Source organism: Mycolicibacterium pallens (assembly GCF_019456675.1).
GTDB lineage: Bacteria > Actinomycetota > Actinomycetes > Mycobacteriales > Mycobacteriaceae > Mycobacterium > Mycobacterium crocinum.
This window is the reverse complement of sequence record NZ_CP080333.1, coordinates 4,263,574-4,279,390: the sequence shown is the minus strand read 5'-3', so window position 1 is coordinate 4,279,390 and position 15,817 is coordinate 4,263,574. Positions and strand designations below refer to the sequence as shown.

Here is a 15,817-nt window from a genome sequence, read left to right as displayed (position 1 = left end):
CAATCGATGAGCGTGGCACTGTTGTTGGAGATGGCGGCCTCCGACGCCGAGCGCGTCGGGGTGGTCAGCGATGACCAGCGGTTGACCGTCGGTGAGCTGAGCGCGCTCGCCGACGGCGGGGCAGGCGTCATCGACTCCTCCGGTGCGGGCAGCGTGGTGTACGTCGGTCTCGGCGGCGTCATGCTGCCGCTGCTCATCTTCGCCAGCGCGCGCGCCGCGCGGGCGTTCACACCGTTGAACTACCGGCTGTCGGGGGAGGCCCTGGCCGAACTGATCGAGCGGCTGCCCGAGCCGCTGATCATCTTCGATGCCGAATACGCCGACGTGGTCGCCGGTTTGGGCATGGCGCGCATCGAGTCGCAGGAATTCCTCGCCGCCGCAGCCACCGCCGAACCGGTCGCCGAATTCCCGGACCCCGACGACGTGGCGGTGGTGTTGTTCACCTCCGGCACCACGTCGCGGCCCAAAGCGGTTGAGCTGTCCCACAACAACCTCACCAGCTACGTCACCGGCACGGTCGAGTTCGGCTCCGCCGAGCCGGGTGACGCCGCGTTGATCTGCGTGCCGCCGTATCACATCGCCGGTGTCAGCGCGGCACTTTCGAACCTGTATGCCGGCCGGAAGATGGTGTACCTGCGCAAGTTCGACCCCCGGGAGTGGATCCGGCTGGCGTCCACCGAGGCGGTGACCAGCGCGACCGTGGTGCCGACCATGCTCGATCGCATCATCACCGAGCTGGAGGCCAACCCCACGTCGTTGCCGTCGCTGCGGTCGCTGGCCTACGGCGGCTCCAAGGTCGCCCTGCCCCTGGTGCGTAAGGCGCTCGAGCTGCTGCCCGAGGTGGGCTTCGTCAACGCCTACGGGTTGACCGAAACCAGTTCCACGATCGCGGTTCTCGGGCCAGACGACCACCGCGAGGCCCACCAGGCTGCCGACGAGTCCGCCCGCAAGCGGCTCGGATCGGTCGGGCAACCGGTGCCGGGGATCGAGGTGCAGATCCGTGCCGAGGACGGCACCGTTCTCGGACCCGAGGAGGTCGGCGAACTCTACGTCCGCGGCGACCAGGTATCGGGTCGCTACGCCGAGATCGGCTCGGTGCTCGACGCCGAAGGATGGTTCCCCACCAAGGATGTCGCCTATCTGGACGCCGACGGGTACCTGTTCATCGGGGGACGATCCGACGACACCATCATTCGCGGCGGGGAGAACATCGCCCCGGCCGAGGTGGAAGACGTCCTCGTCGAACACCCGCACGTGCGTGACGTCGCGGTCGTCGGGGTCGAGGACGACGAGTGGGGCCAGATCATGGTCGCCGTCGTCGTACCCGTCGCCGACATCACCCCGGACCCGGAAGACCTGCGCGCCCACGTGCGCACCCAGTTGCGTGGTTCACGCACCCCCGACCGGGTGGTGTTCCGCCACGAACTGCCCACCACGCCGACCGGCAAGGTGCTGCGCCGCCAACTGGCCGACGAGCTCAAGTCGCCGACTGCAACATAATTCCAGGAGGACAACCATGATCAAGACCGGTACCCGACTGCAGAGCCAAGTCTGCGACACCCAGGTGATCGTCGTGCGATCGTCGGACAGCCTCGACGACCTGCGGGCCGGAGGTGTTCCGATGATCCCGCTGGACGGCGAGAAAACCGAAGGCGCTCAACTGGATCCGAACTTCTCCGGTGGCACCGTGATGGGCAAACGCTACGTCGACGAAGGCGGTGCCGAACTCCTGGTCACCAAGGCTGGCGCGGGCAGCCTGAGCGTGGGCACCACTCTGCTGGAGCAGAAGACCGCCAAACCCCTGCCGGCCAGCGACTAGGCAGCCGGTCGGCGTGGACGGCGCGGCGCAGGTGCATACCCACACGCTGGTGCTGGCCATGGACTACCGGGTTCCCGACCCGGGCCGGGTCTGGCCGGTTCTGCAGCGCAGTAGACCGGCGCTCGTCGACCTGGGCGCTCACTACGTCCTCGTGTACACCTCGACGCGCGAGCATGGTCGCGTCATGGTGACAATCTCGTTGCGCAGCAAGGAACCCATCCTGGAAGTTCTGCGCTCGCGGGTGTTCCTCAATTGGTTCGACGCCGTCGGCCTCGACGACATCCCGGCCATCTTCGCCGGCGAGACGGTGGACAAGGTCACCCTGGTCGAGCCGTCCGAGGCGAACCCGCCCGGAGTCATCGTGGGCGCGATCGCGGCAATCGAAGACGTGCCCGCGATGATTGGCCGAGTTCACAAGGGGCTGTCGCGATTTGAAGCCGCCGGTGTGCGTGCGGTCCGAATCTTTCAGGCCTTCGATGACGAGCACGAAGTGATGATCCTGCAAGAACTCGACGACGAAGCCGACGCGTTCGCGTGGGTGGACCACCCGGACGTGGCGGCGGAATGGATGGGGCACACCGGAGTCGGTGCCTATCCACCGGTTTTCGTCGGCCGCCTCCAGCACATCATGCGGCTGGACGAGAGCGTCTGAGGGCCGCCGATGTTCGTCTGCCTCTGCAACGGTGTCACCAGCCAGGTGGTGGCCGACTGCGTCGAGGCGGGGGCCCGGACCTGCAATCAGGTTGCTCAGGTGTGCGGGGCCGGTGCGGAATGCGGCCGCTGCCGCCGAACGGTCCGTGCCATCATCGATGCGGCCGACGGCGCTGAAGCCAAGCGCCACAAGGGTTTCCTACACAAGGGGTGAAGATGGACAGCCAGCGCGTCAGCGACGAACTCGAGATCGCTTCGGTGCTTCACCGCTATGCCCGAGCGGTGGACACCCACGACTGGAACCTGCTGAGGTCGTTGTTCACCGATGACGCCCACCTGGATTACAGCTCCGTCGGCGGTCCGGCCGCCGGCCGCGACGAGGTCTGCACCTGGCTGGAGCGGTCGCTGACGCTGATGCCCATGACGCAGCACTTCGTCACGAACATCGAAGCCGATATCGACGGCGACACCGCGACGGTGCGGGCCATGTTTTACAACCCGATGCTCCTGCCCGGTGCGAGTGAGACAAGTGCGTGCGGCGGCTACTACCACCACGTTATGGTGCGCACCGCGAGCGGATGGCGCAGCAGGCAGCTACGCGAGGAGAACCTCTGGTTCGACAATCCGCCGAGTCCGCGCAGGCGGGCGGAGTTGACCGAGGAGGCGCAGACATGAGCGGTGTCATCGTCACCGGAGCCGCGTCGGGAATCGGCCGCGCCTCTGCCGAGGCACTGATCGCCGACGGACGGCGGGTCGCGTTGTGGGACATCGCACCGGCGGTGGCGGAGGTGGCCGAGGGACTCGGTATGCCGCACGCCGTGATCGACGTCTGCGACGGGGACGCGCTGGGCGCCGCGGTCGCCGCCGCCGCGGCGGCACTGGACGGAATCGACGGACTGGTGCATGCGGCCGGCCGGGTCATTCCCGAACCGGTCGGGGCCTTCACCGAGGAGTCGTGGGACGCGGTTCTCGACGTCAACCTGCGCGCGCAGGCGATCTTGTCGCAGCTTCTGCTACCGCACCTGCAGGAGGCCGCTCGAGCGGGCGCCGCTCCCGCCATCGTCGGGATCTCCAGCATCGAGGGCCTGACCGCCAACCCGTTCATCCCTGCGTACTGCGCCTCGAAGGCCGGCCTGCTCGGGCTGACCCGGTCCATGGCAGCGCAGCTGGGCCCGGAAGGAATCCGGGTCAACGCGGTATGCCCCGGGTTCATCCGCACCCCGATGCTGCAGATCGCGCTCGACGTGGACGAGGTACGCCAAGGGTTCGAAGCGGCCGCGCCGATCGGCCGGCTGGGCAACCCTGACGAGGTCGCCGCGGCAGTGGCCTTCCTGATGTCACCGAAGGCGTCGTTCATCACCGGATCGCACCTGGTCGTTGATGGTGGAGTGACCAGCAGACATCCCTGACCCGGGGATCCGCTGCACAAGTCCCCTGAGCCGAGGACTTACGCCCCTGTCAGCTACCGGCGGGCAGGGCGACAGTAGGTGTATGAGCGCGCAGTTTCCCGACCCCGAGACGATCCGGGCCGCATTAAGCATGGCGATGCGGGCACCGTCGGTGCACAATTCGCAGCCGTGGCACTGGCGGGTCGGCCCGAGCAGCCTGCATCTCTACGCCGACTACAGCCGGCACCTGCCGAACACCGACCCCGACCGGCGCGACATGCTGGTCAGCTGCGGTGCGGCCCTGCACCATTGCACAGTCGCCCTGGCCGCCCTGGGATGGCAGGCCAAGATCCGACGGTTCCCCGACCGGACCGACAACGCTTATCTCGCGTCGATCGAAGTGCAGCCGATGACGGCAAGCGAAGTCGATATCACGCTGGCCGCCGCCATCACCCGGCGTCGCACCGACCGGCGCACCTTCAGCTCGTGGCCGGTTCCCGGCGGCGACATCGCGCTGATGGGTGCCCGCGCCGCCCGAGCCGGAGTGATGCTGCGCCAGCTCGACTTGCTGCCGCACCTGACGGAGATCGTCGCGGAGTCGGTGCGCAGGCACACCGGTGACGTGGACTACCTCTACGAGCTCGGTGCATGGAGCGGCCGGTACGGGTCGCTCGCGGGCGTACCCGCACACAACACGCCGGCACCCGATCAACACGCGGCGCTGCCGGCCCGGGTGTTCGCCGGCCCGGTCCTCGCCCAGCCCTCCGAGACGTTCGCCGCCGAGGACAATGGCGTCCTGCTGGCGCTGGGCACGCAGACCGACGACGACCTGGCGCGGCTGCGGGCCGGGGAGGCCACCAGCCTGGTGCTGCTCTCCGCGACCGCGATGGGCTTGGCGACGTGTCCGGTGACCGAACCGCTCGAGATCAGCGAGACCCGAGAAGCGGTGCGCGAGGACGTGTTCGGCACCAGCGGCTACCCGCAGATGATGGTGCGGATCGGATGGGCGGCGGTGAACGCCGATCCGCTGCCTGCGACGCCGCGTCGTCCGTTCTCCGAGGTGGTCGACGGGTTGGACAGCCGGGTCGCGTGATACGTCGGAAGGAACATCACATGTCAACTTCTGCAACGAAATACGGCATCGTCGCCTGCGTCGACGGATCCCCGGAGTCGAAAGTGGCCGTCGACTGGGCCGCGCGCGACGCGGCGCTGCTCGGACTGCCGGTGCACTTGGTGCATGTGCTCAGCTCTCCTGTGGTGATGACCTTCCCTGAAGTGCCCATACCAGCGGGTTATCTTCAGTGGCAAGAGGATTCGGCCCACGAGGTGCTCGAGCAGGCTAGCAAGGTTGTTGCCGAGGCCACCGTCGATCGCCCCGTGGAGGTAACCACTGAGATCGCCAGCGGCTCGACCGTGCCGACGCTGGTGGATCTGTCCAAAGATGCTCGGCTGATCGTCGTCGGGAGCCGCGGGCGTGGCGCGCTGGCCCGCGGACTGCTCGGTTCGGTCAGCACGGGGCTGGTCCATCACGCGCATTGCCCGGTGGCGATCATCCACGATCAGGACCCGTTGATGGAGCAGCCTTCTCGAGCTCCCGTGGTCGTCGGCGTCGACGGCTCGCCGAGTTCGGACAAGGCGTTGGAGATCGCGTTCGAGCAGGCGTCGTTGCGCGCGGTGGACTTGGTCGCGGTTCATGCCTGGAGCGACACCGGGGTGTTCGAGTTTCCGGGCCTGGACTGGCCGGCTTTGCAATCGATCGCCGAGGTGACGCTCGCCGAGCGGCTGGCCGGTTGGCAAGAGCGCTACCCCGACGTTGTGGTGCGCCGACTCGTGGTCGCCGACCGGCCAGCCCGCCAGCTCATCGAGCAGTCGGAGTCGGCTCAGCTGATGGTGGTCGGCAGTCACGGCCGCGGCGGATTCGCCGGAATGCTGCTGGGATCGGTCAGCACCGCGGTCGTGCATGGCACCCGACTGCCGCTGATCGTCGCGCGCAGCCACTGAAAACCGTTACGGCAGTGGGGCACTCCAGCGCAGGACGGTGCCGCCACCCTCGGCGTCCGCCACGGTGAAATCACCGCCGACTTCGTAGGCGCGGCGGCGCAGGTTGATCAACCCACTGGGCTTGACGTCGGCCGGCATACCGCGGCCGTCGTCGATCACCTCGATCGCGAGTTCGTCTTCCACACGCACCGTGATGCTCAGTGAAGACGCTTCCGCGTGGCGGACTGCGTTGCTCACCGCTTCGCGCACCACGGCTTCAGCGTGGTCGGCCAGACCCGGTTCGACCACCGACAGCGGTCCGACGTACTGGATGGTGATCCGCGGGCCCGAACCGGCGAACCCGTTGACGGCGTTGTCGAGGCGCTGCCGCAGCTGGGTGGTGGTGCCCGTCGAGCCGCCGTGCAGATCGAAGATCGCGGTTCGGATCTCCTGGATGACCTCTTGCAGGTCGTCGACGCTGCTGGTCAGCCGCTGCCGTACTTCCGGCAGCCGGCTGCGTGGGATCGTGCCCTGCAGCGCGAGTCCGATGGCGAACAATCGCTGAATGACGTGGTCGTGCAGGTCGCGGGCGATGCGGTCGCGGTCGGAGAGCACGTCGAGTTCACGCAGATGCCGCTGCGTGGAGGCCAGCTGCCAGGCCAGCGTCGCCTGGTCGGCGAAGCCCGCCATCATGTCGAGCTGCTCAGCGCTGAAGGTCTGTCTGCCCTGGCGGCGCAGGATCACGACGATCCCCGCCACCGTGTCGGTGGTTCGCAGGGGCAACACCATCGCGGCACCGCAGCCGGGAATGGCGGTCAGTTCGTCGCCGATGTCGGCGAACCGCTGAGGTGCCTGGGTGGCGAACGCCTTGCCAATGACGCTGCCCTCCACGGTGATCGGCGGCAAGGAGCCGACCTCGCCGACCTTGCCTGCCGTCTCCACGATCAGGAGCTCGTCGACTTCCTCAACGCGGAGCTGGATGTCGCTGGGCACCGCGACGAGCACCACGTCGGCGGCAGTGAGCTTGAGCGCTTCGTCGGCGATGAGCCGGAAGACCTGGGCTGGGTCCGCACCACCGAGCAGTTCGGTGCCGATATCGCGGGTGGCTTCGATCCACGACTGCCGGGCGCGTGACTGTTCGTAGAGCCGGGCGTTGTCGATCGCGATGCCCGCCGCGGCGGCCAATGCCTCGACCAGAACCTCGTCGTCCTCACTGAACGGCTGGCCGTCCGCCTTGTCGGTGAGGTAGAGGTTGCCGTACACCTCGTCGCGGATGCGCACCGGAACGCCGAGAAAGGTACGCATCGGTGGGTGATTCGGCGGGAAGCCCACCGAGGCGGGGTGTTGGGTGATGTTGTCCAGACGGATCGGCTTCGGTTCATCGATCAGGTGGCCGAGGACGCCGCGGCCCGACGGCAACGGTCCGATCAGTTCGTGGGTCTCGGCGTCGATGCCCTCGTAGATGAACTCGACGAGTTCGTGGTCGTGCCCGCGCACGCCCAGCGCGCCGTAGCTGGCGTCCACCAGGTCGATGGCCGTGTGCACGATGGTCTTCAGCGTGACGTCGAGTTCCAGCCCCGAGGTAACGACGAGCATGGCTTCGACCAGACCGTCGAGCCGATCGCGCCCTTCGACGATCTGCTCGACGCGGTCCTGGACCTCAACGAGCAACTCGCGCAGGCGAAGTTGCGACAACGTGTCACGCAGCGGCGACCCGGGCGTGCGGTTGACATTTGGTCCGACATTGTCGGTCACAGGACCTATGTTGCCACCGGAAGGTAATGGCCGCTTCACTCTTCGGTGTGGTGATTCTGGTCGAGTTTGGAGATGAACACCGCGGCTTGCGTGCGGCGCTCCATACCAAGCTTTGCCAGAAGTCGTGACACGTAGTTTTTCACCGTCTTCTCGGCAAGGAACATTCGCGCGGCGATTTGCTTGTTCGTCAGGCCCTCGCCGAGGAGACCGAGCAGCACCCGCTCCTGTTCGGTGAGACCGGAGAGCGGGTCGGAGCGCTCGGCAGCGCCACGCAGCTTGGCCATCAGTGCTGCGGCCGCGCGATTGTCGAGCAGCGACCGGCCCGCTCCGACGTCCTTGATCGCCTCGGCCAGCTCCATGCCCTTGATGTCCTTGACCACGTAGCCGCTCGCGCCGGCCAGGATGGCGTCGAGCATCGCCTCGTCGGAGGTGAACGACGTCAGCATCAGGCACCGAAGGTCGGGCATCTTGGACAGCAGATCACGACACAGCTCGATGCCGTTGCCGTCGGGGAGGCGCACGTCGAGCACCGCGACGTCGGGATTCAACGCCGGAATCTGCGCCAGCGCGTGGGCGACCGAACCCGCTTCGCCGATGACTTCGAGATCGGGATCGGCGGACAGCAGGTCGATCAGTCCACGGCGAACGACTTCGTGGTCATCGACGAGGAAGACCTTCACCATGGTGCAACGATATCCGGCGATCGCCGCCGTGTGTCACAACAATCGCTGTCGGTCGACCACCAGTACCGAGCAATCGGTGTTGTGCAGGGTGGCCGACCCGGTCGGATCGAGCAATTCCTCGATGCCACGGGCGTTGCGCGCACCCACCACGACGAGCTGGATGGAGTCTGCGTGTTTGGCGAGATAGTGCAGCACGTTGCCGTGGATCGCGACCGGACGCGCGTCGAGATCGGGGTACTGCTTCTTCCAGTGCGACAGCCTGCGGTCGAGTTGCGCACGCACCATGCGGTTGCCGTCGGAGACCGCGTGCGAGTCGTGGACGTCGGTGTAGCGCGACTGCCATGCACCGAGCACCCGCAGCGGTGCGCCGCGCAACCGCGCCTCCTGGACCCCGAACTGCAGCACCGCGGCGCTGTCGGGGGATTCATCGAGCTCGACGACGATCCAGCCCGGGTCGCGTCCGATCCGATCCTCGCCCCGCACGATCGCGACGGGGCAGTGCGCCGCGGTGACCAGTGCGGTGGCGGTCGAACCGATGCGGTCGGAGTCGAAGTGCTTGAGCCCGACCTCGCCGACGCAGATCATCGCCGCCCAGCGCGAGGCGTCGACCAGAGTGGCGATCGGCCGGCCGTGGAGGATGTCGATGTCGAGCTTGACCGGGCGCCAGGTGGCCTCGACGGCCTCGGCGGCGCGGCGGACTGCCAGTTCGGCGGCGGCCAGTAGGTGCGGCTCCTGCTGCGGGTCGACGGGCTCGGCGCCGGATGAGTCGATGGCATAGATCAGACGCAGTGGGAGGTCGCGGCTGACGGCTTCGTCGATCGCCCACAACGCGGCCCGGACAGCGCCGCGGGAACCGTCGACGCCGACGACGATCGACGGCAGTGTGGACGGTGCGGGCATCAGTGGCTCCCCGGGGACGGCGGCCTTCATTGTCGCCGAACGCGACGCCGATGCGCGGAGAAAATGAGTACGCCGCTAGCCGGCGGCGGCTTCGATCTCTGACATCGACGTCGCGAAGATCTGGCTGGCGAGGTTGGACAGCGCCCGGGCGACGGCGACCTCGTCACGCAGTTCCACCGCGTGGTCGGTGTCGGCGTCCATCCGGGCCACCCCCATCCCCACCAGCGCGGTGCTGCGCCAGGACAGCAGGGCGGTGGCCCGGGTCTGGCCGGCATCCTCGTCGACGGCGATCAATATGGCCGAATGCTTGGTCGTGTCGTGATCTTCCATGACGTCCCCCTCAGTCCTATCGATCGGACCACTCGGGCATGGTTGACCGGTAGGGGCTGAAGTCCCATCGCGGCGGGCCGTTCGGCGGACGTCAGCGCTTCGGCTTCGGCGGCGCGAGAACTTTCATGACCATGCGCATCGCGGGATCGGGCACGCGGTCTTTCATTGCGAGCGCGGTCTCGGCGATGCGGCCACGTGCGGGGGTGCCGCGGCCGAACAGCCGGTTGAACGGGCCGCCGGACGGTTCCAGCTCGACGTGCATCGGTGGCCCGCCGTCGGCCGCACCGAGTTTGGACGAGATGACGATCCGCTGAATCTCGCTGGTGCCTTCGAAGATGGTGTACAACTTGGCGTCGCGGTACCACTTCTCGACGGGGTGATCACTGATGTAACCCCAGCCGCCCATCGTCTGGATGGCCCGCTCGGTGGTCTTGACGGCGATCTCGCTGGCCGCGAGTTTGGCCATCGAACCTTCGCCACGTTCGAACGGCACGTTGTTGGCGGCCATCCACGATGCGCGCCAGGTCAGCAGCCGGGCGGCATCGATACCGGTGGCCAGGTCCGCCAGTGGGAAGGCGATGCCCTGATTGTCGATGATCGGCGCGCCGAACGCCTCGCGGCGATTGGCATACGCGGTGACGTACTCCAGTGCGGCACGGGCGATTCCGAGGGCCTGGGCCGCCACCATGGGGCGGGTCTGCTCGAAGGTCCCGAGCGTGGCAGATCCGGAGCGCCGCCCGCCCGTGGCCATGGCCTCTCGGGTCTTGGCGAGCTTGTGCTCGAGCTTGTCCTGCCCGCCCAGCAGATTCTCGCCGGGCACCCGAACACCAGTGAACTTCAGCTCGGCGGTGTGTGAGGCGCGGCAGCCAAGCTTGTCGAGCTTGCGGACAAGCTCCAAACCCGGTGTGCCGCCGGGCACCACGAACAACGCCTGCCCCTTGTGGCCCAGCTCCTCATCGACGACGGCGTTGACGACATGCACATTGGCGATGCCGCCGTTGCCGATCCACATCTTGTGCCCGTCGATGATCCAGTCGTCACCGTCGCGGTGCGCCCGGGTCCGCAGATTGCGGACGTCGCTACCGCCTTCCGGTTCGGAGATCGCCAGCGCGGCCAGCTTCAGATCACCTGGTGTACCGAAACATTCGGGCGCCCACGTCAGCATCTGTTCGGGGGTGGCGGCCTGGCCGATCGCCGAGAGGGCGAGCGCTGGCATCACCACCGCCAAACCGATTCCGGCGCAACCCCAGAACAGCTCCTCCATGAACATCGGCAGCGACAAACCGGTCGGATCGCCGATGAGGTCGCGGTAGAACAGCGGGCTGTAGAAGCCGCGGCGGGCCGCCTCCTCCAGCACCGGCCAGGGAAACTCCTGGCGTCGGTCGTAGTCGGCGGCCACCGGGCGGATGCAGTGCTCGGCGAATTCGTGGGTGCGGCGAGCCAAGTCGTGCTGCGCCGTCGTCGGCGTGAGGTCCAAGCCCATCGTGCGTCCCTTCGACGCTTGGGTGATACCTCGGGTATCGAATGATCAAACGTCGAGCCGACGGGCAGAAAGATTGGAGCCCGGGCTGCCGCGGAGTCGGATTGCACGGCAGCTCGGGGCTGACTGGGATATCGACCACCGACGGGCGCGCGTTACCGACGTTTTTGGCCGCCGGACGCCGGGTAGTCGACCGGTTACGGAGGTGAATCGGTATGCCCAAGACAACCAAGAGCGGCGACGCCAAGAAGAGCGAGCTGCCCAGCACCCTGAAGAAGTCTTCTGCGAAGGCGCAGCGGACCTTCGCCAAGGCCCACGATTCGGCGGCCAAGGAGTACGGCGAAGGCGAGCGGGCCCATCGGGTGGCCTACAGCGCGCTCAAGCACAGCTTCGAAAAGGTCGGCGACCATTGGGAGCCCAAGAGCTCCAAGGGTCCGTCGGATGCCCGCGCGCGCAGCGGAGGCCCGAACGCCAAGGGCAAGACCGCCGAAGGCGTGGACGCCAACGCCAGCAAGAAGCATCTGCTCGACGTTGCCAAGCGGCTGGATATCAGCGGACGGTCGTCGATGAACAAGGACGAACTGGTCGACGCGATCAAGAAGGCCAATCGGCGCGAGAGCAGCCGCAACCGCTGATCAGCGGTCCTGACGAGGGGTGGCCGGTGCCAGCTCGGAGTCACTGAAGAACTCCAGCAGGTACCGGCTTTCCTCGATGTCTCCGATAGTGCGCCGGGCCTTTCTGCGGGTGATGAGAATGCCGGCGATGGCCAAGGCCCACACCACGTACTGCACGCACCAGGCCAGCCGGAACGAGGAGAACGAGTAGCCGCCGGTCGCGCCGATGATCAGGCCCATCGCCTGCATCACCAGCAGCGAGGCCAGGAAGCCGCCCATGTTCACCGCACCCTGCGCGGTGCCCAACGTCGAGCGGGGGTTGAAGGTGCGGGCGAAGTCGAACCCGACCATCGAGCCGGGCCCGCCACACGAGATCACCACGATCAGGACGACCAGCAGCCAGCGTGGCGCGGCCGACGGGAGCGCCAGCACGACGGTCCAGATCAGCGCATTGCTGATGACGATGCCCAGCACGATCCAGGAGCGCCGGTGCGGGTGCCGGCCGGTGACGATGCCGATCAACACCCCGAAGACGATCGCTGCGACCACCGAGATCGTCAGCAGGGTGCCTGCCTCACTACGTGAAAGATTCTGCGCCACCGTCAAATACGGGACACCCCACATCAGCGCGAAGACGGTGACCGAGAACTGGGTGCCCATATGGGTGAAGAACCCCAACCGGGTGCCTGGCCGCATCCAGATCGTCTTCACGCTGGCCAGCGTGTCGCGCAGGCTGATCACCGGATCGTGGACCGTCACCCCGCTCGGGGTGTTCTTGACCAGAAGCAATGTCAGCACCAGAGACAGCACGCCGAACGCGGCGACGGCCGTGTAAGCCCGCGTCCAGCCGGACCCGATCAGCAGGGACAGGAACGGCACCGCCGAAAGTACTTGTCCGAGTTGGCCCGAGATACCGGTCAGCTGGGTCACCAGCGGTATCTGTCGCGGTTTGAACCAGTGCGGCACCAGTCGAAGCACCGAGATGAACGTGAACGCGTCGCCGAGTCCCACGACCGCGCGGGCGGCGATCGCGGTGGGCAGCGAGACCGTGAACGCCAAAGCCAACTGACCGGCGACCATCAGCGTTGCGCCGGACAGGATCATCTTCTTGGACCCGAAGCGGTCCAGCAGCAGGCCGGCCGGAATCTGTGCGGCCGCGTAGACGATGACCTGCAGCACGACGAAGGTCGACAGCACGCCGGGGCTCGCCGAAAACCTCTTGGCCGCGTCCAGTCCGGAGACGCCGAGCGTGGTGCGGTCCAGGACGGCCACGATGTAGGCCAGCGTTCCCGTCGACCACACAATCCAGGCCCGCACTGTCCCTCACCTCTCGTTCGCCGCTTCAATCATCTCCCGGCGATGCAAATTCATTCCCGGCGTGCAGCTATACCCGGGTATAGGCAGGATCACCGCCGAAGCGCTGCGCGAGCCACACCGGAATGATCGCGAGCACGGTCAAGGTGGCGGCGACCACGTTGATCACCGGCGCCTGGTTGGGGCGGAACAGGTTGCCGAAGATCCAGATCGGCAGGGTCTGCACCGTCGGGCCCGCGGTGAACGTGGTGACGACGATCTCGTCGAAGCTCAGCGCGAAGGCCAGGATCGCACCGGCCACCAACGCGCCGCGCATCATCGGGAACGTCACGTAGCGGAAGGTCTGCCAGCCGGACGCGCCCAGGTCTGCGGACGCATCCTCCAAACCGGTGCCCAGCCGGCGCAGCCGGGCCTGGGTGTTGTTGAACACGATCACGATGCAGAACGTGGCGTGGCCGACGATGACCGTCGCCAGTCCCAGCGTCATGCCCAGGGCCGAAGTGAACGTCGCGTTCAGGGCGATGCCGGTGACGATGCCGGGCAGGGTGATCGGCAGCACCACCAGGAAGCTGATGGTCTGCCGCCCGAAGAACTCGTAGCGCTGCACGGCGAACGCCGCCATGCTGCCCAGCAGCAGTGCGATCACCGTCGCGCAGAGGCCCACCACCACTGAGTTCGCCAGCGAATGCCACATACCGTCGCTGGCCCAGGCGTCGGCCCACCACCGAAGCGTGAAACCGCTTGGCGGGAACGCGAATGTCTTCGACGCGTTGAACGCGTTGAGCACCACCAGGAGCAGTGGTGCGTACAGGAAGACCAGAACCAGCACGGTCCATAAGCGGACCAGCCGACGTACCCCGGGCGACAACATCAGACGTTCTCCAATGCGCCGGTGCGCCGCATCGCCAACAGATACAGCACGATCGCGGCCAACGGGATCAGCGACAGCGCCGCCGCCAGCGGCTGGTTGTTGGCGGTCACCAGCTGCCCGTAGATGATGTTGCCCAGCATCTGGGTCTTGCCGCCGACGATCGTCACCGCGATGTAGTCACCCATCGACAGCGAGAACGTGAAGATCGAGCCCGCGGCGATACCCGGAAACACCAACGGCGCCACGATGGTTCGCAACGTGGTGAGATCCGATGCGCCCAGGTCGGCGCTGGCGTCGATCAGTGGGTTCGGTACCCGCTCGAAGGCGGCGAACACGGGGATCACCATGTACGGCAGCCACAGGTAGGCCAACGTCAGCACGGTGGCGATCAGGCCGTAGCCCGGCGTGTAGCCCGCCACCCAGTGCAGCGGGCCCTCCGGCGAGAGCAACATCCGCCAGGCGTAGGCCTTGACCAGATAGCTGGCCCACAGCGGTGTTGTCACCGCGACCACCAGGGCCAGTCGGATCCGGGGCGAGGCGATCTTAGCCATGTACAGGCCCAACGGAACCGCCAGCACGATGCAGATCACGGTGACGCTCAACGCAATTCCGATCGTGCGCAGGGTGGCCGTGCGGAAGACCGCGTCGGTGACCACCCGCACGATGTTGTCACTGGTGTAGGACCGCACCACCGCGCCGGTGAAGGTGTCGGTACCCCAGAACGCTGAAAGCAGCAGTACGCCAAGCGAACCCAGATAGGCCACCACCAGCCAGGCCAGCTGCGGAATCAGCAGGAAGGCGAGGCGGAGGCGCCGGCTCACCGTGAAGGTCAGCCCTTGATCTGCTGCCATTTGTCGACCCACTCGTTGTAGGCCGTGCAGTTGTCACCGCTGCCGTCCACGCATTGCTTCTGCGGCGTCGTCCAGTAGCTGATCTTCTCCGCGTAGGCGGAGTCGGTTGCGTGGTAGGTGTCGCAGAACGTCTTGTCGCTGGTGAACTCGCAGGCCTTGGTCTGAGCCGGGGCCTCGCCGAAGTACTCGGCGACCTGAGCGTTGACCTGTGGCGAGGTGATGTAGTCCATCCACTTGTACATGCAGTTGGGGTTCTTGGCCTTCGACGACACCATCCAGGTGTCCGACCATCCGGTCGAGCCTTCCTTCGGCAGCACGGTGGCGGTCTTGACCTTGTTGTCGCTGGAGATCATGTTCGCGATCACCTGCCAGGTGGTGCCGATCACCGAGGTGCCGGACTCGAAGGCCTGCACCGCTTTGGTGTAGTCCGACCAGTACTCGCCGATGTTGGCGTGCTGCGCCTTGAGCAGGTCCACCGCGGCGTTGAGTTGGTCCTCGGTCAGCGAGTACGGATTCTTGATTCCCAGTTCGGGTTTCGTCTTCGACAGGTAGAGCGCAGCGTCGGCGATGTAGATGGGGGAGTCATAGGCGGTGACCTTGCCCTTGTACTCCGGTGCGCCGGGGAACACCGCGCCCCACGAGTCTGGCGCGTTCTTGACGACGTCGGTGTTGTACATCAGCAGGTTGGCGCCCCACCCGTGCGGAATGCCATACATCTGACCGTTCACCGAGTTCCACGGCTTGTTCTTGAGGAAGTCCGAGATGGTGTCGTAGTTGGGCACCAACTTGGTGTTGACCGGCGCGACGTCGCCGGCGTAGATCAGCCGCAGTGTGGCATCACCGGACGCCGAAACCCCGTCGTACTGACCGGTTCTCATCAGCTGAACCATCTCGTCGGAGGTGTTGCCGATCTTGACGTTGACCTTGCAGCCGGTCTGTTGTTCGAACGGGCCCACCCAATTGACCTTGGGGTCGTTGGTTCCGTTCTCGGCGTAGCCGGCCCAGGCGATCAGGTTGAGCTGTCCTTCGCCGTTGCCCAGAGCAGACAACGGCTCCATCTTGGGCGGTGCGGTGGTGCCGCCGCCCCCGGAGTTGTTGGAGCTCGAACAGGCGGCGACCAGGGCGGCGCACACGGCCAGTGTGACGCCGAGGCGGCGGGTGGCGGTTCTCATGGCAAGCTC

18 protein-coding genes are annotated in these 15,817 nt (G+C 66.6%); 9 read left to right on the top strand and 9 right to left on the bottom strand.

What is annotated here, in order from left to right; genetic code table 11:
• The first annotated feature begins 6 nt into the window (after positions 1–6).
• The 8 genes from K0O64_RS20880 to K0O64_RS20845 all read left to right on the top strand — a co-directional run bounded on the left by K0O64_RS20880 (position 7) and on the right by K0O64_RS20845 (position 5,859).
• The gene (locus K0O64_RS20880) at positions 7–1,500 is read left to right on the top strand and encodes a class I adenylate-forming enzyme family protein (RefSeq protein WP_096311991.1); all 1,494 of its coding nucleotides are present in this window, start codon (positions 7–9) and stop codon (positions 1,498–1,500) included.
• A 16-nt stretch (positions 1,501–1,516) separates the two neighbouring features.
• Positions 1,517–1,819 carry a hypothetical protein gene (locus K0O64_RS20875; RefSeq protein WP_071942741.1) on the top strand — a complete coding sequence of 101 codons (303 nt, stop codon included), beginning with the start codon at positions 1,517–1,519 and terminating at the stop codon, positions 1,817–1,819.
• A 58-nt stretch (positions 1,820–1,877) separates the two neighbouring features.
• The gene (locus tag K0O64_RS20870; protein ID WP_071949679.1) at positions 1,878–2,471 is read left to right on the top strand and encodes a fatty-acid--CoA ligase; all 594 of its coding nucleotides are present in this window, start codon (positions 1,878–1,880) and stop codon (positions 2,469–2,471) included.
• A 9-nt stretch (positions 2,472–2,480) separates the two neighbouring features.
• Entirely contained in the window at positions 2,481–2,684 is a 204-nt protein-coding gene (locus K0O64_RS20865; protein WP_071942743.1) for a (2Fe-2S)-binding protein, read from the top strand.
• Positions 2,685–2,686: 2 nt separating this feature from the next.
• Complete coding sequence (locus K0O64_RS20860) at positions 2,687–3,145, top strand: nuclear transport factor 2 family protein (protein WP_096312961.1); 459 nt, start codon at positions 2,687–2,689, stop codon at positions 3,143–3,145.
• Positions 3,142–3,879, top strand: coding sequence for an SDR family NAD(P)-dependent oxidoreductase (locus K0O64_RS20855; protein WP_096311990.1), 738 nt, complete (start codon positions 3,142–3,144; stop codon positions 3,877–3,879). Before K0O64_RS20860 ends, K0O64_RS20855 begins: the two co-directional genes overlap by 4 nt.
• A gap of 82 nt (positions 3,880–3,961) precedes the next feature.
• Entirely contained in the window at positions 3,962–4,951 is a 990-nt protein-coding gene (locus K0O64_RS20850; RefSeq protein ID WP_096311989.1) for an Acg family FMN-binding oxidoreductase, read from the top strand.
• Between the two features lie 20 nt (positions 4,952–4,971).
• Entirely contained in the window at positions 4,972–5,859 is an 888-nt protein-coding gene (locus K0O64_RS20845) for a universal stress protein (RefSeq protein WP_096311988.1), read from the top strand.
• A 6-nt stretch (positions 5,860–5,865) separates the two neighbouring features.
• Here K0O64_RS20845 and K0O64_RS20840 read toward each other — a convergent pair whose 3' ends face one another.
• From K0O64_RS20840 to K0O64_RS20820, 5 genes are all read right to left on the bottom strand, one after another.
• Entirely contained in the window at positions 5,866–7,593 is a 1,728-nt protein-coding gene (locus K0O64_RS20840) for a sensor histidine kinase (RefSeq protein WP_096311987.1), read from the bottom strand.
• 35 nt (positions 7,594–7,628) lie between these two features.
• The gene (dosR, locus tag K0O64_RS20835) at positions 7,629–8,276 is read right to left on the bottom strand and encodes a hypoxia response regulator transcription factor DosR/DevR (RefSeq protein WP_071942755.1); all 648 of its coding nucleotides are present in this window, start codon (positions 8,274–8,276) and stop codon (positions 7,629–7,631) included.
• 33 nt (positions 8,277–8,309) lie between these two features.
• Entirely contained in the window at positions 8,310–9,176 is an 867-nt protein-coding gene (locus K0O64_RS20830) for a universal stress protein (protein ID WP_096312960.1), read from the bottom strand.
• Positions 9,177–9,251: 75 nt separating this feature from the next.
• Positions 9,252–9,506, bottom strand: coding sequence for a dsRBD fold-containing protein (locus K0O64_RS20825; protein ID WP_096311986.1), 255 nt, complete (start codon positions 9,504–9,506; stop codon positions 9,252–9,254).
• Between the two features lie 91 nt (positions 9,507–9,597).
• Complete coding sequence (locus tag K0O64_RS20820) at positions 9,598–10,989, bottom strand: acyl-CoA dehydrogenase family protein (protein ID WP_096311985.1); 1,392 nt, start codon at positions 10,987–10,989, stop codon at positions 9,598–9,600.
• Between the two features lie 212 nt (positions 10,990–11,201).
• Between K0O64_RS20820 and K0O64_RS20815 the strand changes: the two genes are divergently transcribed.
• Complete coding sequence (locus K0O64_RS20815; RefSeq protein ID WP_071942761.1) at positions 11,202–11,621, top strand: ChaB family protein; 420 nt, start codon at positions 11,202–11,204, stop codon at positions 11,619–11,621.
• On the opposite strand, the gene K0O64_RS20810 is transcribed toward K0O64_RS20815, so the two are convergent.
• From K0O64_RS20810 to K0O64_RS20795, 4 genes are all read right to left on the bottom strand, one after another.
• Positions 11,622–12,917 carry an MFS transporter gene (locus tag K0O64_RS20810; protein WP_096311984.1) on the bottom strand — a complete coding sequence of 432 codons (1,296 nt, stop codon included), beginning with the start codon at positions 12,915–12,917 and terminating at the stop codon, positions 11,622–11,624.
• Between the two features lie 67 nt (positions 12,918–12,984).
• Positions 12,985–13,785 carry an ABC transporter permease gene (locus K0O64_RS20805; RefSeq protein ID WP_096311983.1) on the bottom strand — a complete coding sequence of 267 codons (801 nt, stop codon included), beginning with the start codon at positions 13,783–13,785 and terminating at the stop codon, positions 12,985–12,987.
• A complete protein-coding gene (locus K0O64_RS20800; RefSeq protein WP_096311982.1) occupies positions 13,785–14,636 on the bottom strand; it encodes an ABC transporter permease in 852 nt (283 codons plus the stop codon). Before K0O64_RS20800 ends, K0O64_RS20805 begins: the two co-directional genes overlap by 1 nt.
• Complete coding sequence (locus tag K0O64_RS20795; protein WP_096311981.1) at positions 14,615–15,808, bottom strand: ABC transporter substrate-binding protein; 1,194 nt, start codon at positions 15,806–15,808, stop codon at positions 14,615–14,617. Before K0O64_RS20795 ends, K0O64_RS20800 begins: the two co-directional genes overlap by 22 nt.
• Positions 15,809–15,817: the final 9 nt, after the last annotated feature.